This window comes from Parashewanella curva, assembly GCF_003675895.1.
Lineage (GTDB): Bacteria > Pseudomonadota > Gammaproteobacteria > Enterobacterales > Shewanellaceae > Parashewanella > Parashewanella curva.
Genome location: NZ_ML014816.1, coordinates 1 through 22,242, shown reverse-complemented (window position 1 = coordinate 22,242; position 22,242 = coordinate 1). Strand labels below are relative to the sequence as shown.

Genomic DNA, 22,242 nt, shown 5'->3' with positions numbered 1-22,242 from the left:
AAGTGATGGAAGCGGAAGTGATTTCATGTCAATATTTATCTAAGGGTTTGTGTGTTTTAGTTTTTGTCTAAGCAACAAGATTATAACACGCAAACCCTTACCTTTTCTTTAAATATCAACATGATAAGCGATTTTTTTATTGAGATTAAACTCCGAAACTTGAGTTAAAAGTGAAAATAAATTTTGGTGAGTTCAATTTAGCAGCGTTAAATACCGTTTATGAATGTTAAATTTACCCAAATGTTAAATTTTTTAACATCTTTATGACGATGTCTTTATTTTTAAGGCTGCCATTCAGGTTCAATTGATCCAATCCTTCCTTAAGTAACTGAGGGTAAGTTCTTTGAAAATTGTAGTGTTCTGATTTATACCAATTACAGTAATTAATCTCTCACTCAGCAAGAGCTAAAGGCTTTCAGTACAAGGCGCATGTTCGAAGTACTAACGGGTTAATTCGAGAACATGCAACACAGTAATGGAAGCCTTTAGCCTTGCCCTTCGGGAGCTTGTATGCGCAAAAATTACTACACAAAATTGTCTTAACGTAGAACAACTATGTCTTCACCTATTTAGTTTGTACTTTGTGCGCATACATAGCTCTGAGTTGAGCATTTAATTACTGTAATTGGTATTAGTGTTATACAAGGCGTAATGAAAGGCGCATAGCCGTAGCTATGTAAGCGAAATTGCAACGACGTAGAGTGCTGAAACTGGGCACAAGAAATCTTAAGAAATTTATGGTCAGGTACTTAAGTCCGTGGATACCTGATGTGAGATTAATTTTTGGTAGGCATGATCATACCTTAGAATGATTGATTCTAAGGCTCTTGACGGAGAATACGATCATGCATGTCAAAGATTTTATCATTTATGTTTAACTAATTTTGGCCGCACAGACTTTTGACAAGTCTATAACTCTTTCCTATACCTAATACCATCCGTACCAATTAACAATGCTTTAGATGAAGCGTTAGCTTTGTAACTACATCGTTGCAACTCCTCATCATAGCTATGGCTATGATTTGTCATTGCGCCTAGTACTTTCTTTGCTAACCCTCCCCTAAAGACCACTGTTAATTAATGTGAATGTTATTGCTCATTGCTGTAGCTGTATCAAATAGGAAGTATCAACATGGAACGTTCGTTCATTTCCAAGCTTTATAAGAGCTTGCTAGCCCTTACCCTTTCAACCTTTATCGTAAGTTGTGGTCACCATGATGACGATGATGATCATGGTCATAAGCATGAAGAAAAATCACTGGTTGGTTTTATTTATACGACTACCAATGGCGAAGGTCTTAATAAAGTTATTCAACTAAGTCGTTATAGTGACGGCACTTTAGGGGATGAAAAAGTCTATTATACCGGTGATAAAGGTGGCGCAAATGTCGACGCTGGTGGTGATGCTCATGGTGATTTTGACTCGCAGGGTGCAGTTCAAATTATTGGGGATTACTTATTAACAACCAGTGCGGGTGGTAATGCGATAGCCGTTTTTCAACTGGATAGAAAAACGGGTGACCTAACCTTTATGCAACGAGTGGATTCTGGCGGTCAGCGTCCTGTGAGTATTGGCTATACGAAAAATACGGAAACTGAAGATCAATACTGGGTAGTTGTAGGAAACCAATGGAATAATCCTAATATTCAAAAGTCGGGTGATGATATTGAAAGATATCCCAATTCTGCTTTTTTTGCGCAAGATTTAACGGCCGCAGATGCATCGGATGAACTGAGAAGCATTGTATTGTTTAGCTTTGATTCATCTAACGGTGCTTTGGTCCGTTCTGATGACATCTTTTTAGATAATTACAATCGACAAAATGGTGGTCCAACTACAGTAACCTTCAGTGATGATGGCACTCGTCTAGCTGTTGCTACGTGGGGCATTGCTCACTTTAGTACAAATAGTCCATCATTAACTGAGCAGCGTCCAAGCCGCGTTTATGTGTATAACTTTAATGCGGAAGATGGCACTATTTCAGGTAAGCGTCATTTCGAAAAAGAAGGGATTGCAGGAACTATTGGTATCAACTTCGCAAAAGATTCGAATGACGTTATTCATGCCAGTAACTTTAATTTAGTGAACGAGTTTCTTGACCATGGTTTAACCATTTTAAAAGATGATGGTTCGGAAATAACCTTGATGGAGAATGGAAATACAGGCTCAGAAAACTCACATGATGAAGCTTGTTGGACGGTGTTAAGCCCAGATGGCTCACGATTGTATCTTTCGAGCTTTGGTGCAAATGTAATAACACCATTTGATATTAACTCTGAAGGTGGTATTGCTAAGAAGTTAGCATTCGAAGCGCGAAGCGCCGATACGCCTGGTGGTGATAACAAGGAAATGTGGGTGTCGCCTGATAACAAGCATGTTTATGTATTAGGTGCTTTCCAAACCTTCACTCTTAATCGCTTTAAAGTGACAGATGATGGTTTAGAGTACCTTGACCAGTACATTTATCAGGAAACGAAAAATGCGAGAGGTGAGGATAGTGCTGGTAAATATAACTTCTTAGGTTTAACGGGTTTTGATATTGAGTAAATCACATAGCTAAGCTTATAGAGCCTCTGCCATTGCAGGGGCTTTTTTTATGTCGATAAGTTAGAATTATTACAGACTCTAGTTAAGCTTCCAAAATAATAAATTATGCAATTCGATAACAGTTACCTTCAATTAGGCGAACCATTTTTTGTTGAAGCACAGCCTAAACAGGTGAGAGCGCCCAAATTACTTTTATGGAATGATTCGTTAGCTGAGCAGCTTGGATTGTCTGAATTGCAGGAATCAAAGCGCGCGCAGTGCTTTTCAGGTAACGAACTTCCCAAAGGCTCAGAGCCGATTGCTCTTGCATACGCGGGTCACCAATTTGGTCATTACAACCCTCAATTGGGAGATGGACGAGCGCACTTACTGGGTGAGGTAATAGACCATGATGGCCAAAGAAAAGACATTCAGCTAAAAGGCTCTGGTGTCACACGATTTTCTCGTGGTGGTGATGGGCTATGTGCCGTAGGCCCTGCTTTACGTGAGTATCTAATGAGTGAAGCTATGTATGCTCTTGGTGTGCCGACCACTCGTTGTTTGTCTGTGGTATTAACTGGCGAATCTGTTTATCGTCAGAAAGTGCATAAAGGTGCTGTGGTAACTCGGATCGCTAGTAGCCACATACGAATTGGAACGTTTCAATATATTGCTGCTCAGCAAGATAAGGTTGCACTTCAGGCCTTGTGTGATTATGTAATAAGTCGTCATTACCCAGAAGCTCTTCAAAATGAGAGTGATTCGGTTTGTGCATTATTTGAAGCCATTATGAATAAACAAATTAAGCTGATTGTTGAATGGCTGAGAGTTGGATTTATTCATGGAGTGATGAATACCGATAATACTGCAATATCGGGAGAGACCATCGACTTTGGCCCTTGCGCAATGTTGGGCGTTTACAATCCTGAAACCGTATACAGTTCAATTGATCGTCGAGGTCGTTATGCGTTTGGTAACCAAGCCAAAATCGCTCATTGGAACATGGCTAAGTTAGCTGAAAGCTTGTTGGTTTTAGATGGTGAAGTTTCTCGATTAGAACCACTGCAACAAGCATTAAATCAATTCCAGCCTAAATTTGAACAGGCTTATTTTGTCATGATGGCGAAGAAGTTTGGCTTACAGGATGCTCAAGAACAAGATAAAGATAAAGATAAAGATAAAGATAAAGATAAAGATAAAGATATCATTGATGAAGTGCTACTAACCATGTATCAAAAGAAGCTCGATTATACTCAAACTTTCAGCTTACTTACTCGTTCGCTGAGTTGTGAAAAATCTAGGCAGAAGGTTAATGAACTACTCGGTGATGTTTATACCGCTTGGATGCAAAGAGTCAAAAGCACAAACGGCAACTTACAAGATATTCAAAGAATTATGGCTCAAGTAAATCCTGTGGTTATTCCTAGAAATCACCAAGTAGAACAAGTATTGGGTGAGTATGAAGAGCATGAAAATCTTAAACCATTACGAGACTTGCTAGAGGTGTTGCAGAATCCATATGTGGATTCTGAAGCGAATAAATTATATCAACATCCTAATCCAAAATATGATGAGCACTATCAGACGTTTTGTGGTACTTGATTGAAGCATTGTAAGCCGATTTTCAGTTTGCTGTGCGAAGATGGGAACACTAAAGAATAGATTAGATTTTCGAGGTGGTTATGAGTTCTCTTTCTGTTCCAGTATGTAATGAAATTATGATGAACTTATCTTCCTTAGGGATGAAAAAGGCGTTACCACAATTGAAAATAGCAGGGAGATTTTATAAAGTTCAAAAAAGCTCTGATGGTACTTTTTCAGTAGCTATACAGCCGAGCTGGTTTTGCAAAGCCCAGCATAAACTAAATGATTGTTTAATGCCTTGCTTCCCTCTATTTAACGACGGGCGAAAAGACTTATCTTCAGAAATAGCTAAATGTTTTAATGATAAAAATTTTTACAAAAGGTTATTAGATGTTGAAGAGCAATACCTAGATAGACATAAACTTATCGATCACAATACTCGATATGAGCTGGAAGGTGAGCATTTACATTATGTGGTTGATGATAGCTTACTAATGAATAGCCAACTATGGAAAAAAGGGAAAGCAGATTTTTCACTTTTATCTAAAGTGTTTCGTACTGATTCTTCAAAAAAGACTAAAGTTGAAGAGGCTCATAATTGTATGTGGTTTGTCCTCCATATTCGTTACTCTCCAAAGCCAGTAATATCTGAGAGCGAAAGGTCTTCGGAAAGAAAGTTTCTATATTAATATTCATTCTGTCTTGCACCATCAAGAATCTCGTAATAATCGCCTTTTTCTGCGGTGAAAATATGCAGCTTGATGGTGCAACCTGTATCACCATCAATGCTGCCTAAAGCGATACTAAACCAATCGTGCTTGTTTTTATCAATAGGATCAAAAAACAGTGTTGAGCCGCAGTTTGAGCAAAACCCGCGTCTAGCTTTTTCCGATGAATGATACCAACTTAAAAATTCATCACCTTTTATTGATACTGATTTTAGTGGGACTGAGGTTGAAGCTAGAGCATAGCCCGTAGATTTTCGACATTGAACACAATGGCAAATTTCGCCATCACCAAGCGGACTGTTGGTGGTATATGTTATATTGCCACACAGGCAAGAGCCTTTAATCATATCAACTCCAAATTTGTTTTTTGATTTTTGAAAATAAAGTAACAACAGCAACAGTAATAAGTCCAGCTACAACACCAATCACTAATTGCAACAGATGTGGCAAGATAAACCAGTCAAAGTCGGTGAGATTTAAATAAGTCAAAATATGCAAGCTATGGTCAACAATGCCGCCACCGACCAGAAACATGGCTAGAGTGCCAATAATGGTTAAGACTTTCATTAGCTTAGGCGCAGTATTCAGTAGTGCTAACCCCATGTACTTTGCACTCTTTCCTAATTTTCCTTGGCTATGTCTTTGTAGCAAATAGGCACCGCCATCATCCATTCGAACAATTAACGCTACGAAACCATAGACACCAATTGTCATCAGTAAAGCGATAATGGAAAGGGTGGAAGCTTGAGTGACCAAGCTTTCTTGAGCAACAACACCTAGAGTGATAGCTATAATTTCGGCTGAAAGTACGAAGTCTGTTCTAATCGCACCTTTTACTTTTTTAGTTTCAAATGCTTTACGCTCTTCATCAGTTTCAAATTCGGGCTCACTTGAATCTTGAGTCGTAGACTTTTTTGACGTGAGTTTGTGGTGTGTGCTTTCAATGCCTTCGAAACATAAAAAAAGGCCGCCACAAAGTAATAATGGCATGATAAGCCAAGGTACAAAAGCGCTAATAAGCAGGGCTGCGGGAACTAAAATGCACTTATTTTTTAAGGAACCTTTGGCAACAGCCCAAATGACAGGGAGTTCACGCTCAGAAGCAACACCCGATACTTGCTCTGCATTTAACGCTAAATCGTCACCCAATACACCTGCGGTTTTCTTTGCCGCCATTTTACTCATTACTGAAACATCATCTAAAATCGTTGCTATGTCATCAAGTAGAGTTAGTAGGCTTGCTCCAGCCATTAGTTGTCCTTAATTACAGTGCTTTGTTGAGGCTATCCTACTGACTCAGTTTCATTTTATCAAACTCAAATTTTGTTAAATTACCGACACTTTTTTGTAAGGATAGGCGTATAATATGTCGCAAAATCCAATGGTTAAGAGTGATGATTATGACCCAAGATGAAATGAAAAAAGCAGCGGGTTGGGCTGCTTTAGAGTATGTTGAAAAAGATTCAATTGTGGGTGTTGGTACTGGTTCTACCGTAAACCATTTTATTGATGCGTTGGCGACGATTAAAGCTGACATTGAAGGAGCAGTATCAAGCTCAGAAGCCTCAACTGAAAAAATGAAAGCTTTGGGTATTCCTGTATTTGATTTAAACAGTGTTGATAATCTCTCTGTTTATGTTGATGGAGCCGATGAAATTAATGGTCATATGGATATGATCAAAGGTGGTGGTGCAGCCTTAACTCGTGAAAAAATTGTCGCTGCCGTTGCCGATAAGTTTGTGTGTATCGTTGATAACACCAAAGAAGTCGATATTTTAGGTGAATTCCCACTTCCAGTTGAAGTGATCCCTATGGCTCGTTCATACGTAGCTCGCGAGCTAGTAAAGTTAGGTGGTGATCCAGTTTATCGTGAAGGCGTTATTACCGATAACGGCAATGTGATTTTAGATGTGTATAACCTAAAAATCATGGAACCAAAAAAGCTCGAAGAACAAATCAATAGTATTGTAGGTGTGGTTACTAATGGATTGTTTGCTCACCGTGGTGCTGATGTGTTGTTGGTTGGTTCACCAGATGGGGTTAAGACAGTTAAGAATTAAATAGTCGCATAACCTTTGTAAGCTGTCAGCTGTTGTTATTTTCAACGGCTGATAGTCGTTACTCTAATCTATTTTTTAGAAGCTTGAAGTTTCCATCAAACTCATTTCTTTATGGTTCTAATAGAAGAATTTGTTTTGAGATACATCTTCATTCTCAATATCATTACCTACAATCTCATAATCTTCGTCAAGGCTAACTTTGCTGGCTTTATGATGCACTCCAGATGAAAGAAATTCCTTAAGATATGTTTTCAATGTTTTATCATTGAATTTAGTTAAAAGTTCAAGTTCTGGAACTGTTGTTTCAATGAACCACTGACGAGACTGGGCGTGAAGAATAGGTAGTATACTCATCGCTTTTGGAGAGATTAGCCTCTCATTTATTAAACAGATTATTTTTTGACTCCAAAAATTAGGAGCACTTTTATCACTAGCCGCCAGTTGATGGCAATGGTGAGAAATCGATAGCTCGGAGAAACTATCACATTGATCAATAGCCTTTCTATAAACTGCCTCAAACAATAAAAACAAAGTATTTGACACTTCTAAGTCGAGATTTAGAACAGGAATATCTTCGACTGAAAGAGTGTCATTTTCCGCTTTTTCAAAAGTAAGTACCTGCAATTGAAATATTGCTATTTCAATGAGTCTATACAGTTCATCATCAGTGTTTACTTTATGGCTGGTGAGTAATTTATTGATATAAGTTGCAAGTACGCCGATATCTCTACACTCTTGAAGAACCTTTCGCAATTGAAGCAATTGAGCTTGGCTAAGCAACGTGCACTTGTTCGGTACCAATAATTGAGGAATCAGCAATGGGGGTGCGTCTTCTCGAGTATTAGTGATTTCCACTTTTTTTTGCTCAATTAACATCAAAAGTTGGCTTTTGTTTCGGAGTGATTTCAGAGAATGACTGAACGATTCAGTTATTGACTCTAATTGCTCGACAGTTGTTGATTCATCAATCTCAGTGAGTAGTTGCTCAGTAAGACTTTCTTTGTATTGAGAGCTTATCTGATGTGATTCTGGAAAAAAGACCTGCTGAACAACGGAAACGTTTTGAGCTAGAGTCGTAACGTATTGGAATAATAATGATTGTAAATCTTCACAAGTATACAGCGCGTTATCACTGAGTAAGCTCTCAAAATCGATATGGTTAACCCACTGTATTGTAATGGTATCATTACAATACAGTTGTTCCTTTATAGCCACACCAGTCATTTTTGGGGCTCTGCTTTCACTAAATATATTTTCAATAAATTGTCGGCTTTGTTGTTTAATTTGATAAAGAGTCGCTTTGTTATTTAATGCTAACTTGGTCAATGTGCAAAACTCATCAATTTGTTCTGCTGTTACAAAGCTATCGTGATTTTGGCGGAGCAAACTAAATGTAGCCTTTGGCATTACCTCGTCATCATCAGTTCTCTGACTTTGCTCATTTTTCGAAGGGAGCCCCAATATGTCATAACTGGCTCGAACGAGTATTTTGATGTTTCCTGGAGTGGGCAAATTTTTTGGGTTTTGTCTTAAATAAAAAATCGCCCACTGAGGTAAGATGTCTAAACGAAGCTGCTGCATAGAGGCTGAAAAAGGCGAACGCCATAGTAAGGCATTTTCATTAACCTGATGTATAGCTCTTTTTAGTTCTTGTTCATTGCTTGCTTTTGAAGTTAAAATAATGAGTTGAACGAGTAACCTTTGTTGTTGTTTTTTGGTAAATACAGCCTCCCCTTGTTCAACAGAAAAGAGGCAATGACTGAATTTGTGTAGCAAGGGTTCGCACTTATACTCTTTGACTAGACGTTCAAATTCGGCTTTCTTAGAGGTGAGTTCATAGCGTGATCTACCTAATTCATCTAATAGTGGCCTCAGGTATTCGAATACTAGATCTGAGTTAGAAGTCGTTTTGCTATTATGCGAATCTATTTCTTGTGATTTTGTAGTTTCTTCTAAAGCAAAAGGACTTTGAGTGTCAACTGTAGGAGAGGCCATAGACAACTATTTTTGAATGCATTGGAATATAAATTAAGTCTATATATGCCAATAAGTCATTATCTATGAAAGCTATTTAATTTATTGTTTGTATTGATTTAATCCGCAAGAAAGCAAGCAAAGGAAAAACGAGAGCATGAGTGACCGAAAGATCACTCAATAAAATAGATTGGGCCAAAAACTAAAGAGGGTTTAACAGTAGCTTTTTTTGGCTTAGAACACGGCGTAAAATTAATCCTGATGATTCAATTTGCTTAGCGTCGAGTAGATTGTGAGCGATCATGAACTCTTTTTGTAATTCCTCATCCAAACCTAAAGTTTTAAAAGCTTCAATAGTCAGTGATTGCTGATGCTCATCAATAATGCTTTTTACTAGCGATAAGGGAATGGACTTTTTTAAGTCCTGCTCTAAACGAGCAAAAGCGGTGAGTGCAACGATTTGCCCAAAAACACTGAAGAGGCATAATGTTTGAAGCTCATCATTATCAATATCTGTTTCATGCATTTCATGCAGTAAGAAAATGGCATCTTCAGCAATGCTTTCGGTTAGCGTCCAATAGCCTTTTACTAATTTTTTATAAGGTTGAGATAACTCATCAAACAATTCTTTTAAGTAAAATGAAAACGCGTATCGATAAATGTTGACCTGACCTAATCGGATCAGGGCTTCTTTAATGGTTTTTGGTTTACTTTGTATAGAAGCTTCTTGGTGCGACATTTGGGTACGCCACAAGATATGGGCTGATAGTGATGGATCGCTGACGACAAGATCAATAATATTTTGAATATCACCATCTGCAATAATGGCTTTTTTTAGCGGAATCAATACACCACGACGGCCAATTAATAGCTCTTCGTTAGCGATAATTGATTTTATCTGAGAAAAAATGATTTGCTCAATGTCTGTCATACTACTGTCCATAATGCTTTCAGAAACAGCGAGCAGGGAGCCGCAACTGGATTAGCCGTATCTATAAATTTAATGCTATGACAGTATAAAGGAGTTGTTTTGACAAAACTTCTACTTTTGTCAAAATTAAGCTGCGGGTGTCGATAATTTCATCAAAATAATGCCAACTAATTGCATAGCTGGCATTGACTTAGTATTAAAGCTTAAAACTGATAATTGATGCTTAGGTTGATATTACGGCCATTACCGATATAAAACCCGCTGCCAAATTTGCTGAAAAAGCCAGAACTAATGTAAGATTTATCGGCTAGGTTTTCAGCACTCAAGGTTACTCGCCAATCTTCAAGCTGATAGTTTAATGCTGTATTTACAAGTACATAATCAGGAATTTTATTACCTAAATTGGCGTTATCCCCTTCTAAATAGCGACTACCAATATAGTTTGCAGATAGTGACAATTGCAGGTTGTTAGTAAAATCGATCTGGCTGTTAACACGAGCATTGTGTTTAGCTACCCAAGAAAGGTGCTTGCCGGTATTTTTGCCTTCAGTGAACACTGCATCGATATAATTGTATTCAGCACCAAGAGTGATGTTGTCATTCAGTTGCCAATTCCAATTAATACTCATTCCGTTACGACGAGAAGCATCGGCGTTAACATTAGCACCATTAAAGGTTCCACCTTTTGGCTTTTGAGCTCTAGGGTCAAAGACGATTTCATCGGTTAATTCTAAACGGAATAGGTTAAGTTTGATGGTGTGATTCAGAGGGGTGAAACTCCAACCTGCTTCAAATGATTTACCCGTTTGAGGTTTTAATCCGTGTACATTAGGTGAGGTATATGCTTGTTCATCTACCTTGGCAAAACGGAAGTTAGTCTCTGCTCGTAAATATAAGCGGTTAATTTTATTCAGTTGATAGTTAAGCGCTAGTTCAAATGCCGTAGCATTCTCACTTAAGTCAGTCCCCGTTGGATAGATATTTTTATCTGTTAACTCGTCTTTAGCTGAAGCATAGCGACCGCCAACGGTATAGCTTATCGATTGATTGAGAGGGATGATAGCTTGTGTGTAAAGCGCGGCAGTGGTTTGGGTATTTGAACGATTAAGAAAGCCAGATGAAAAGCTTGCCTTTCCGATAGTAATATCGCTACCAATTATCCAATTTATATTTCCTTGTTGAGTTGGGTAATCGGCGATAAATTTTGAATACAGGCTAGTGAGTGTGCGATCTTTTCTGTTCGAGCCAAACTGAAAACCTTTACTATCTGAATCACTATGAGTCAGCTCGATATCCGCTTGCCAAATACTGTTAAGCTCTTGTCTCCAACCTGTTCTAGCGACATTAGTAATGGTATGGCTATGATCTTTTAACGAACCAGAGTTAGCTTGACGAGGATTTTCTTTATATTGTGCTTCAGTAAGTGAGCCTGCATATAAGCGGTGATTATCTGAATGATTGGCTTCAACGAAAAATCGTGATGAATTATCTTTGTATTCTAATCGGCCTAGGGCATTGCCTGTTTTGCTGGCATTATGCTCACGGTAATTGTCATTCTTATTATATTGTCCGTTTAAGTAGTAACTCCAAGTATCTGAAATCGCACCACTGACGCTCGCGTTGGCACGTTTGTGATCCCAACTACCTACTAATAACTGCACGTTTCCTTGAGATGTTTGTGGTGATTTAGTGATAATGTTGATAACACCGCCGACAGCTTGGTCACCATAAAGTACGCCTGCACTGCCTGATAATACTTCAATACGCAGGATTTGGTTTAAGCCGATGCTGCTAACATCTGCCGATGAAATATCAATATTATTTAATCGTCTGCCATCTACCAAAATGAGAGTATTGTTAACAGCTTGTTTGCCAGTGAATCCGCGTATTGAAAAGGTCGGGCCAGAGTTTGAGTCTGAAATTTGAATACCGGCTTGTCCACGAAGCAGATCGGCGAGGTCTTTTGCTCCGCTGGCGATGATGTCTTGTTGATCAATGGTGTTAATGTTGCTGGCAATATCTAACTCATGGTTTAAGCGGCGACCAATCACCACAAAAATATCGAGAGGTTTATCGATTTCAATTTTATCAGTTTGAGCTGAAATGGCTTGAGGCACTAATAAGCTGGTAGCTGTTAATGCACTGGCGATGGTTTTACCAATTAGAGTCTGAGTTGTTCTCATTTTCGCGTTCCAAAGTTAAGAAAATGAGGCAGGAAGTCGCGAATTTTCGAAGCACAGAAAACGGCCGCATTTCGAGATCTGCCCACCGAAATCATCGAAATCACCAATTCGGGCCGGTCTCCGGACTGAGGATTTGTTGACATATTGTCAACGCAGCGTAATTACTTGTTGTGTAAAAAGCTTCACCATCACCGTTGCGGGGGCAGTATCGGATTTATGCTGAGCATGCACCGATTTCCCGATTATCCCTCACCGAATATATGGACTGAGGGCACCACGAAAGGCTGACAAGGACAGCGATTCTAAAGAAAGTCAGTCTGGATGTCTAGAAGTCTGGTTGGTGTCAAAATAAGCTATCAACAAAAGCTTGATAGTTTTGGATGGATAATGGTGGTTGTTTGCTACTGAATACTTTTCCACGTTGAGATTTATGCAGTAAAATTAGAGTGTCATTTTCAGCCATAAGTACAGTGAAGTAACCAATCTCTCCTTTAGGTTTGGATACGAATGTTTGCATTTTTCCAGTGGTAATTGTGTGGGTATTTGGCATACGAGTACAGCCTAAAATAGCGTGACTACCACTATAGCCACTATGGCTCACTTCACCCATAGGTTGGAAAATCACCTCACCTTGGCAATGTTCTTGATAGGTTTGCGCCAAGCTGTCTAAGAATTTTTCTGGTTTAACATCCTGTGAAACATTGTGAAAACCTTGAACACAAATCAGTTCTTCCCATTCATTTAAGTGCTGGTGTTCAGGTATATACTCGGCAGAAAACATGGTACTTAGACTTTCTTTATGAACTTTCTTCCATTTTTGAGGCAAATTAAAATTTAGCTTCTGAGAAAAGATATCTAAAGTAACAGAAGTCTCAGCAAAGGCTAGAGCAGGGGATAGCGTCACAAAGAAAAGAAAAGTTGCGATAATGTTGGTGATATTTTTATTGTAATTTTTGAACAACCCTTTCATCCTCTGACCTCTAATGTTGAGTTTTAACTATAACTTGACGATATACTAACCAAGATTTGTCGAGCTAAAAAGAGTTTAATGTTAAAAAATTATTAAAATATTACAGTTGGTACATAAATCGAGGGTGAATGATGGAGCAAAATGAGTCTGGGTTGTTAAAACAGCAATGTTATATTCATGGGCATTGGCTAGATGCAAAAAATGGTTCTGAAATGGTTATTAGTAATCCCTGTGATGGCGGTCCTATTGCGACAGTGCCGAATATGGGGGAAGAAGAAACACAAATGGCCATTAGTTCTTCTGAGAAAGCTCAAAAGCTATGGCAGCAACAATCTGGCCATGAGCGTAGCCAACAGTTGTTAAGTTGGTTTGAGTTAATTTTGGCAAATAAAGATCCTTTAGCTGAATTACTGACCTTAGAACAAGGCAAACCTATTAAAGAAGCTCATGGTGAAATTACTTATGCAGCTTCTTTTATTCAGTGGTACGCAGAAGAAGCAAAACGGGTTTCAGGTGAACTGATTGCTTCTCCAAGTTCAGAAAATCGCATTGTGGTGATGAAGCAAGCTGTTGGAGTAACTGCTGCCATTACACCATGGAATTTTCCTGCTGCAATGATCACTCGTAAGGCAGCTGCTGCGTTAGCCGCTGGTTGTAGCATGATCGTAAAACCAGCGCCTGATACGCCTTTAACCGCATTAGCCTTAGCTGAACTTGCAGATCAAGCTGGCATTCCTGCCGGGGTATTAAATGTAATAACTGGTGACGCTAAAGCGATTGGTAAGACTTTATGTGAAAGCCCTGTAGTTAGAAAACTTTCCTTCACTGGTTCTACGCAAGTGGGCCGTATATTAATGGCTCAATGCGCTCCGACAATCAAAAAGCTGTCACTGGAGCTTGGTGGAAATGCTCCCTTTATAGTGTTTGAAGATGCAGATATTGACGCTGCCGTAGAAGGAGCCATTCAAAGTAAATTTAGAAATGCTGGGCAGACTTGTGTCTGTGCTAATCGCATTTATGTCCATGAGTCCATCTATCATCAATTTTCTGGTAAATTTGCTGCTGCTGTTACTCAATTAAAAGTGGGTAGAGGTGATGAGGATGGCACTGACATTGGCCCTCTTATCAACCACCAAGCGGTAAAGAAAGTACAGCAACATGTCGATGATGCTTTGGAAAAAGGTGCAAGATTACTCGCTGGTGGTAAAACGACGTTAGTAGCAAATGCGCAAAAAGGTCACTTTTTTGAGCCGACAGTACTTACCAATATGAATGATTTGATGAGGATTGCAAAAGAAGAAACATTTGGCCCTGTTGCGCCACTGTTTTCATTTTCTGATACGGATGATGTGATCAGAAAAGCCAATGATACAGAGTATGGCCTTGCCGCATACTTTTATGCAAAAGACTTATCTAAAGTGTGGTTAGTTGCTGAAGCATTAGAGTACGGAATTGTTGGTGTGAATACAGGGATTATTTCCAATGAAGTGGCGCCTTTTGGAGGCGTTAAGTCTTCTGGATTAGGTCGAGAAGGTGGTCACCAAGGCTTAGAAGAATATCTTGAAACGAAATACATTAATATGAAGGTTTAGCAACTGAAAGGCTTGAGTCATCGATGACTTAAGCTGTAGCTTAATTGGGAGCGCACTCTAGAGCACTTTGTTGATTGAGCATAAAGTTTGACCATTCTACTGTGATGATATGGTTTTGCTCATGGTTTCTGCTTGAGGAGGGGGATATAGCTGTTGGCGCTCTATTGACAGCTCTTGAACGCTCTAGTTGTACATGTTACCCAGGAACATCTACTTCAGGGATGGCTTCTGTCGAGTTAGCACTAATAGGAGCCCATATAAACGGAGATTGATATAAATAATAGGTTCTATTTGGCAGGCTCGGGATAGTAATACCTATATTCGCTTCCACATGATATTTGATTATTCTACCATCGTGCTCAGCAACGCGTTTTTGAATCACTTCATAATCGATAACCACATTGGGTTTAACGCAATCTTTTAATTTAGCCAGATGTGGGCGTGTATCCATTCCGTTTTCGGCATGGCACAAATGAAAATAGGCAATAGCAAGGTCGGCTTTTTTCTACCCAAAACCCAGTTGATAAAGCGGTGGTAGATGGAGGTAAAATTTTTATTAAGGTCTGTAAGTTGACGGGCATTTTGGATTTCCCAATTTTCGTTTGGATATATACTCGTGATACTTGAAGATGCAACTTTCAGGGCTTATTCAGCGTTGCATTATTCGAGGCGTGAAAGTGCAGAACTAGCGGGCTAATTTAAGCTTTCACAACAAAGAAGAATCAACGCTGAAAAGCCCACGTTGTGCGAGTTTAATTGCCATTTATACTGCGTTACTTAACCTTGAAATAGAATAACTATTCCTACGGATAAGTATCTGGCCTAAATGGCAATTAATTCTCGCTGAAATCCTGCATCTTCAGGTATTACGAGTATAGGCAGTCATTGCTAAAACGAGACCGAATGGGAATAGGGAGGAGAGCGTCAGCTGTAGCCATATAATATCCCCGAGATTAAATTTGGCCTATGATTCTATTTGTGAGACGACAGCTTTCAATAAGATAAACAAAGTTTAATCATTACTTGTTATGTAAATGAGTTAGCCAGAGTTACCTACTCTTTTTAATAGGTAATTCTTTTAGCTAGGAAATTTTAGATACAACGGAAATAACTTCACCATCATTTAATTGTGTATGGATACTGTCACCTAGTTTTACTTGGGCTGAGCTTGAGATTACCTCTTTGTCTGCGTTGGTCGTAATACTATAACCACGTGTTAGTGTAGCTAAAGGACTAACCATTTCTAGTTGATGACTGGTTTGTTCAAACCTTGATTCCATCTGCTGCATTTTATAAGAAACAGCGTTTAGCATTTGATTGTTCAAGTGGCCAAGCTTTTCTTGTGCAATCTTAATTCGATGCCCTGGCGATTGTTGATGGAGTCGAGCAGATAAATTCTGGTGCTGTAACTTGGTATTATCTAGTCTCTTTTGCATTAACGCCGTTAAGCGTAATTGCATTTCATCAAAGCGCTGTTGCCATTGCTGAAGTTGATGCTCAGGTTCGTGACGTTGCAAGCGATGAGCTAATTGCTCTAAGCGTCGAGAATGAGCTAGTTGCAAATGATGAATCGATTGGATCAAACGCTGATGTAGTTGTTGCAAATGTTGCTGCTTATTTTCAGTGTCATTGGACAGTAGTTCTGCACCCGCTGAAGGGGTGGGCGCTCGAACGTCGGCAACATAATCACTGATGGTAGTATCAACTTCATGTCCTACAGCACTGACAATTGGCAGTTCAGAGTTGAAAATCGTATGCGCTAATAGTTCATCATTGAAGCACCATAAATCTTCCAATGAACCGCCACCACGAGTAAGCAATATTACATCGACTTCTTGACGTTCATTGGCTGTCTCAATGGCATGACGAATTTGAAGTGGGGCTTGCTCACCTTGAACTTGGGCTGGATAAATAATGACTTCTAATGATGGATCACGACGGTTGAGTACATGCAATACATCTCGAATGGCAGCGCCTGTCGGAGAAGTGATCACGCCAATTCGTTGAATGTTATTTGGTAGAGGTTGTTTGCAATCGGCGGCAAATAGACCGTCTTCAGCAAGCTGCATTTTTAAGGCTTCAAATTGCTGTGATAATAAACCATCACCCGCAGGTTGCATGGACTCGATGATGAGCTGATAGTCGCCACGAGGCTCGTAAACACTGATGTTGCCTTTGACCAAGACTTGTTGACCATTAGCTGGACGAAAGTTTACATGACGGTTGCGGCCTTTAAACATGGCACAACGGATCTGTGAAAAATGATCTTTTAACGTGAGATACCAATGCCCTGAACTTGGCGCTGAAAAGTTCGATATTTCGGCACTCAGCCAAACTTCGCCAATTTCTTCTTCTAAAATTCGTCTTACTTCGCCATTTAAGCGGGAAACAGTAAAAATTGTTTTGGTGGTTGTCACAGCACGCTTCATTTATGGAACATGATATAAATCATACTGGTTTTTTTAGGGTTATGCTTTATTCTTTTTTCCGTTTGTCAATTGGAGGCATTTCATTTTTATGTCGATAATCCCATTCTGTATTGCCAATATTCCCACTTTTACCAACACTCTTTAAGTAAGCAACAAATTGATTAATTCCATTGTGGGTATATACATCGATGTCATTATAACCAGGTTTGGTTTTCGCAAACTTTTGCGCTTCGATACGAGCTTCTTGAAACGGTGTTCCGTGGTACATTTTATAATTGGCTACGAACATTCCAGTTCGGTCGGCACCGTGAATGCAGTGTACGAGTTGAATGTGTATTCTGCTATCTTCTCTAGGTTGTTGGTGAGCCTGTGATACTTTTTCAATTTGATGCGGTAAATGAGTCCATGTTGAGTAATAAGGGAAAGCGCGTTGATACCAGCCCTGAACTTTTTCAGGTAAACACTGAAATGGGCTGCTTATACAACCTAAAACTGGAGCAGGCTCAAAAGAAATGGATGTTCCATATCGCTCTTGGTATTTTTCACAGGCAATTTTCATTTGCTCCCACTCTGTACATTCTCCCAATCGGTTGAGAAGAGTACGCACTGTGAAGTGAGTGTTGTACTCTGTTAACTTATTCTCACCTGTTAACTTCAATTCAGCATTTAATTTATTGAGAATTTGCTGATAGACAAACTCCCCATTTTCATCCAGTGGAATATTACTTCTTACGAGAAGGTTATTCGTTTGTTCGTTCTGTTCAACAATGGCTAATCTATCTAAGTTAAACCCATTAGGATCCATCTCCCAAACGGGTTGCGTGCAACGTCTCCATGCAGGAATTTCTCTGCTATAGAGCGTGCCTTCATCATTATCAGCAGGGCTAGACAGGGAGTCAGTCGTTACTTTAAAAAAACTGAGCAAAAATGATGAACTGGAGGACTTCATGACTTCATACCATGATTTTTCACTTACCTTTATGCCTTGTCGTGGTTTTGGCTTTGGCGGAAGGGGAGCGAAGGTTACCTGCTTTTTTGCTGGTATTGCGTTAGGCGCAGCCATTAACAGCCTCAGTTTGATTTTGGGTTTTAAATTAAGAATACATAAGTTTGGCTGTATAAATACTGTTAACTATGTGTTTTTGTAGAGGTAATGAAGGGAGGTAAAAGTAATGTGCGCTTAGGTAAGCGCACATTCAAATAAAGCGGAGGCTATTTTTCTTCATAACCATCATTATGAACATCAAACATGGCTCTTCCAGATGGATCCGCATTAGCCGCAAAGGCTTCATCCCATGCAATCGCTTCTGGTGTTGAGCAAGCTACAGATTTACCGCCCGGCACACACTTAATTGCTGTCTCTAGTGGGAATAGCTCTTCAAAAATCGAGCGATAATAATAGGCTTCTTTCGTTTCAGGTGTATTGTGAGGGAAGCGGTGCTCTGCGCTTGCCATCATTTGATCACTAATCGCTTTTTCTGCGGTTTCAACCAATGAATCAATCCAGCTGTAGCCCACTCCATCTGAGAATTGTTCTTTTTGTCGCCATAAAACTTCGTTGGGTAAATAACCTTCAAAGGCTTCACGAAGAATGTGCTTCTCAGCCTTGCCATTACCACACATTTTCAGTTCAGGATTTATAGACATGGCGACATCCATAAAGGTTTTATCTAGGAATGGTACACGCGCCTCAACCCCCCATGCTGACATGGCTTTGTTGGCTCTGGCGCAGTCAAACATATGAAGCCGTTTTATTTTTCTTATGGTTTCCTCATGAAACTCTTTGGCGTTTGGTGCTTTGTGAAAATACAAATAACCACCAAAAATTTCATCAGCGCCTTCACCAGATAGAACCATTTTAATGCCCATGGCTTTAATTTTTCTAGCCATAAGATACATAGGTGTGGAAGCTCTAATGGTGGTGACATCATAGGTTTCAAGGTGATAAATCACTTTGCGGACAGCATCAATGCCTTCTTGCACTGTGTAATGCATTTCATGGTGAATGGTGCCAATGTGATCAGCCACTAAGCGTGCCGCTTTAAGATCGGGAGCGCCTTCTAAACCGACGGCAAACGAGTGTAACTGTGGCCACCATGCTTTACTATTGTCGTTATCTTCAACACGTTTTTGTGAAAACTTTTGAGCAATTGCTGAAATAACAGATGAGTCCAAGCCCCCTGACAACAAAACACCATAAGGTACATCGGACATCATGTGTGTTTTTACTGAATGACTTAATGCATCGTGGATGTCTTTTGAGTTGCCGCTATTATCTTTGACTGCGTCGAAGTGCTCCCAGTCTCTTTGGTAATAAGGTTTAATTTCACCTTCGGTGGAATCCCAATAGTGACCTGGGGGAAACTCTTTTATAGATGTGCAAGCAGGAACAAGTGCTTTCATTTCGGAGGCTACATAAATTTGCCCCTCTACATCGTAACCGTAATACAGCGGAATGATGCCAATATGATCACGGGCAATTAAGAAGCTGTTTGTTTCTGTGTTGTATAGTAAAAATGCAAACATCCCCTCAAGCTTGTCTATAAAGCCATTACCTTCTTGCTCGTATAAAGCCAAAATGACTTCACAGTCTGAACGCGTTTGGTAAGGGTAATCTGGGGTAAGTTGCTCTTGCAATGTCTGGTGATTATAAATTTCGCCATTAACCGCCAAGATATTGGTTAGATTTTGATTAAAAAGCGGTTGAGCACCATTTTCTAAGCCGACAATCGCTAAACGCTCATGAGCTAGAACCGCATTATCATTTGACCAGACGCCAGACCAGTCTGGCCCTCTGTGTCTCATTAAACTGGATAATTCTATTGCTTTTTCTCTTAACTTTTCTGAATCAGTAGAAATATTAAGAATGCCAAAAATCGAACACATAATTCCCTGTCCCTTATTCGTAATACATTGTCCTAAATTCGCATACTCTGAGATAGATTCCAAGATAAAGTGAATAATTATTGTAATTTAAACAAAGGGTAAGTGCCTTATATGCGTTTAATCTTCTGGTCAATTCGCCATAATGCTAAGAAGGGAAGTTGAATGAAAACTGAAGAAATTCGTGTTTTTATTTTTTATCATTTATCGATAAGCCGCTTTAGGAATAGTATTCAGGAAGCCGAAACGTAACTTAGAGGGCATATTATGAAGGCTTTGATTCTAGTGTCTGCGTTATTTGCTACATCAGCTATGGCATCGACGTATTATGATTGGAATACCAATGTGCAAGGTGACTGGATTTATGCCACCACGCCAGACAAGTTAAACTCAAATAATCAATTAAGATTAGGATGCAGTCAGGTTCGTCAAGAATGTGCAGTCTGGCTAAACGTTAAGGGTACGAGTTGCAAGAATGATGCGAATTATAACCTTACTTATATTGATGGTTTCCCTCAAAAAGTAAAAATAAAACAGAAGTGCGTTCAAGACCAATTCCACTGGGATACCGATAATCCAAACGACTTCAAAGTCGTACAATCTATTTTCACCTCTGTAGAGCAGGCATTTCGTGAACCTAAGCAAGACGTGCGTTTTTGGCTGAGAAGACCAAGAGGAAAAATGGATTTCAGCTTAAAGGGTGGTACACAAGTGATCATGAAACTGCTTCCTTCTGGTATGAAGCAGAATAACTTCAATTCTATTGCTCGTTAAGAATAGAGGGTAGGTAATCTTATGAAAAAATTATTATTTGTCTTAGTGTTTATGTCCTCACCTGTTCTTGCTGATGAGCCTGTTCATCAATATGGTGATTGGTTAGTCACTCAATCGGATCAATTAAACACAGCACTTACAAGCTCGACGAATCATGATAGCCGTTTTATTGTTCTTCAATGTGGTGTTGATCATAAAAATTGTGTGCTCGCCTTTACTGATCCCTACGGTTGTAATGAAGGTGCGGTTAACGAAGTCGCGCTAACGGTAGACAAGCACTATTTTGGCATTTCAACAACATGCACTGGTAATGGCTGGAAGGCTGATGCATCACAGCTATATAACGGGGAGGTTTTTGGTGCGCTAAAAGAAGCGAAATCATCTCTTACTGCAAATTTTGGCTACGGGATCATTAGTAATTACAGCATTAATGGCTTAAGTACAGCTTTGAATATTATTGACGGACAGCAAAGTAATTTTAGTTTTTAAAGATGAACGTTTCGCTTTTTCTTATTTTCAAATTAACTGCGAAGTATCTGGTGTATTAGGGTGTGTGACGAATGAAAAATATCTTTCTAAGTGTATTAGTGGTCATTTTCCCATTAATGGCTAATGCTGCAAATAGTAAATATGGTGATTGGATGGTAGTGAGTTCAAGTCAAACTGTGACTGCTTCATCTCAGTCGACTAATCAGCCGAAAAGATCTCTTATCTTCACGTGCGGTGTGAACGGTAAAAGCTGTTCTATTTCCATTACTGAGCCTAGTGAATGCAAGACAGATGGAGTCAATGAAGTCGCACTTTTAGCTGATGACAATTATTTTCCTCTGTTGATGAAGTGTAATAATAACCAGTTGAGTGCGTCGTACTCTCAACTGGATATGGCTATGGTTTTTGATGCTCTTAAAGATGCAGCATCTGTTCTGAATATCAGATTTTCGGATGGAGCAAGTAACGATTTTAGCCTTAAAGGTTTAGGTAAAGCAGTCAATGTCCTTGAAGGGCATCAAAACAACTTTAGTTCTTGAATGTTAGGGGCTGTTATTTCGATACTCCATTTTACATATAGAGAGAAAAGAGTATGAAAGGATTAATTCTAACTCTGTTAATGGTCATGTCTCCAGCCATGGCAAATAGTGTTGGTGAGCGTTTTGGCGATTGGAACGTTACTACTTCCGCAACCGCTATAACGGCCCATTCAACATCTACGAGTCAACCTAAAGGCGGGCTCAGTTTTGTTTGCAGTGCAGATCATCAAAATTGTTTCATTCTATTTTCTGCTCAGAAACCATGTAAGAATGGCACTCAATTACCTTTGTATCTAAAGATAGATTCAACAGATGGTTTTCTTGGTGTTACTTGTGTAGGTAGGCATTGGAAAGCATCAGGCTACCCCATACCATTTATTCAAACAGTATTTGATAAGCTTCTGAGTACTAAGCATCCTTTTTCAGTAACGCTTAATCATTCAAGTACTTATTTTAACGAGCGGAGCGAAAATCTCGGGGGCTTGCCCCCGTGCTGGATAGTGTAGACTGGGCGGTTCCCAGTCTATATTATCCTGTATATGGAACTTCAAAGAAATTCACATCACGTTTACCGATTAA

19 protein-coding genes and 1 riboswitch are annotated in these 22,242 nt (G+C 39.4%); of the genes, 9 read left to right on the top strand and 10 right to left on the bottom strand.

From position 1 onward, the window contains the following. Positions 1–1,132: 1,132 nt before the first annotated feature. From D5018_RS16910 to D5018_RS16900, 3 genes are all read left to right on the top strand, one after another. Positions 1,133–2,548 (top strand): lactonase family protein, encoded by a 1,416-nt coding sequence (locus D5018_RS16910; RefSeq protein WP_121840171.1) that lies wholly within the window; start codon positions 1,133–1,135, stop codon positions 2,546–2,548. A 105-nt stretch (positions 2,549–2,653) separates the two neighbouring features. Next, positions 2,654–4,129, top strand: coding sequence for a protein adenylyltransferase SelO (locus D5018_RS16905; protein WP_121840170.1), 1,476 nt, complete (start codon positions 2,654–2,656; stop codon positions 4,127–4,129). 80 nt (positions 4,130–4,209) lie between these two features. Next, positions 4,210–4,800 (top strand): hypothetical protein, encoded by a 591-nt coding sequence (locus D5018_RS16900; RefSeq protein ID WP_133309324.1) that lies wholly within the window; start codon positions 4,210–4,212, stop codon positions 4,798–4,800. Here the strand turns inward: D5018_RS16900 and D5018_RS16895 are convergent. After that, a complete protein-coding gene (locus D5018_RS16895) occupies positions 4,797–5,186 on the bottom strand; it encodes a GFA family protein (protein WP_121840168.1) in 390 nt (129 codons plus the stop codon). The genes D5018_RS16900 and D5018_RS16895 overlap by 4 nt on opposite strands. 1 nt (position 5,187) lies before the next feature. Further along, the gene (locus D5018_RS16890; RefSeq protein ID WP_121840167.1) at positions 5,188–6,090 is read right to left on the bottom strand and encodes a DUF808 domain-containing protein; all 903 of its coding nucleotides are present in this window, start codon (positions 6,088–6,090) and stop codon (positions 5,188–5,190) included. Between the two features lie 149 nt (positions 6,091–6,239). On the opposite strand from D5018_RS16890, the gene rpiA reads away from it, so the two are divergent. Beyond that, the gene (gene rpiA, locus D5018_RS16885; RefSeq protein ID WP_121840166.1) at positions 6,240–6,899 is read left to right on the top strand and encodes a ribose-5-phosphate isomerase RpiA; all 660 of its coding nucleotides are present in this window, start codon (positions 6,240–6,242) and stop codon (positions 6,897–6,899) included. A gap of 117 nt (positions 6,900–7,016) precedes the next feature. Here rpiA and D5018_RS16880 read toward each other — a convergent pair whose 3' ends face one another. The 4 genes from D5018_RS16880 to D5018_RS16865 all read right to left on the bottom strand — a co-directional run bounded on the left by D5018_RS16880 (position 7,017) and on the right by D5018_RS16865 (position 12,957). Then, complete coding sequence (locus D5018_RS16880) at positions 7,017–8,894, bottom strand: hypothetical protein (protein ID WP_121840165.1); 1,878 nt, start codon at positions 8,892–8,894, stop codon at positions 7,017–7,019. 181 nt (positions 8,895–9,075) lie between these two features. Beyond that, on the bottom strand, positions 9,076–9,804 hold the full coding sequence (locus D5018_RS16875; protein WP_121840164.1) for an HDOD domain-containing protein: 729 nt from the start codon (positions 9,802–9,804) through the stop codon (positions 9,076–9,078). A gap of 203 nt (positions 9,805–10,007) precedes the next feature. Then, a complete protein-coding gene (locus D5018_RS16870; RefSeq protein ID WP_121840163.1) occupies positions 10,008–11,987 on the bottom strand; it encodes a TonB-dependent receptor in 1,980 nt (659 codons plus the stop codon). A gap of 94 nt (positions 11,988–12,081) precedes the next feature. Further along, positions 12,082–12,282, bottom strand: a riboswitch (cobalamin riboswitch). Positions 12,283–12,330: 48 nt separating this feature from the next. Further along, the gene (locus D5018_RS16865; protein ID WP_121840162.1) at positions 12,331–12,957 is read right to left on the bottom strand and encodes a hypothetical protein; all 627 of its coding nucleotides are present in this window, start codon (positions 12,955–12,957) and stop codon (positions 12,331–12,333) included. Positions 12,958–13,088: 131 nt separating this feature from the next. Between D5018_RS16865 and D5018_RS16860 the strand changes: the two genes are divergently transcribed. Further along, positions 13,089–14,549 (top strand): NAD-dependent succinate-semialdehyde dehydrogenase, encoded by a 1,461-nt coding sequence (locus D5018_RS16860; RefSeq protein WP_121840161.1) that lies wholly within the window; start codon positions 13,089–13,091, stop codon positions 14,547–14,549. A 196-nt stretch (positions 14,550–14,745) separates the two neighbouring features. Here D5018_RS16860 and D5018_RS16855 read toward each other — a convergent pair whose 3' ends face one another. From D5018_RS16855 to asnB, 4 genes are all read right to left on the bottom strand, one after another. After that, positions 14,746–15,000: a hypothetical protein gene (locus D5018_RS16855; protein ID WP_121840160.1), complete on the bottom strand. Its 255-nt coding sequence runs from the start codon at positions 14,998–15,000 to the stop codon at positions 14,746–14,748. 631 nt (positions 15,001–15,631) lie between these two features. Beyond that, a complete protein-coding gene (xseA, locus tag D5018_RS16850; protein ID WP_243637459.1) occupies positions 15,632–16,966 on the bottom strand; it encodes an exodeoxyribonuclease VII large subunit in 1,335 nt (444 codons plus the stop codon). Between the two features lie 58 nt (positions 16,967–17,024). Further along, on the bottom strand, positions 17,025–18,041 hold the full coding sequence (locus D5018_RS16845) for a protein-tyrosine phosphatase family protein (RefSeq protein ID WP_133309323.1): 1,017 nt from the start codon (positions 18,039–18,041) through the stop codon (positions 17,025–17,027). Positions 18,042–18,190: 149 nt separating this feature from the next. After that, a complete protein-coding gene (asnB, locus tag D5018_RS16835) occupies positions 18,191–19,864 on the bottom strand; it encodes an asparagine synthase B (protein WP_121840156.1) in 1,674 nt (557 codons plus the stop codon). A 264-nt stretch (positions 19,865–20,128) separates the two neighbouring features. Between asnB and D5018_RS16830 the strand changes: the two genes are divergently transcribed. The 4 genes from D5018_RS16830 to D5018_RS16815 all read left to right on the top strand — a co-directional run bounded on the left by D5018_RS16830 (position 20,129) and on the right by D5018_RS16815 (position 22,169). Further along, entirely contained in the window at positions 20,129–20,635 is a 507-nt protein-coding gene (locus tag D5018_RS16830) for a hypothetical protein (RefSeq protein WP_121840155.1), read from the top strand. Between the two features lie 21 nt (positions 20,636–20,656). Next, positions 20,657–21,124, top strand: coding sequence for a hypothetical protein (locus D5018_RS16825; RefSeq protein ID WP_121840154.1), 468 nt, complete (start codon positions 20,657–20,659; stop codon positions 21,122–21,124). A 71-nt stretch (positions 21,125–21,195) separates the two neighbouring features. Beyond that, entirely contained in the window at positions 21,196–21,663 is a 468-nt protein-coding gene (locus D5018_RS16820; protein WP_121840153.1) for a hypothetical protein, read from the top strand. A 53-nt stretch (positions 21,664–21,716) separates the two neighbouring features. After that, positions 21,717–22,169 (top strand): hypothetical protein, encoded by a 453-nt coding sequence (locus D5018_RS16815; RefSeq protein WP_133309322.1) that lies wholly within the window; start codon positions 21,717–21,719, stop codon positions 22,167–22,169. Positions 22,170–22,242: the final 73 nt, after the last annotated feature.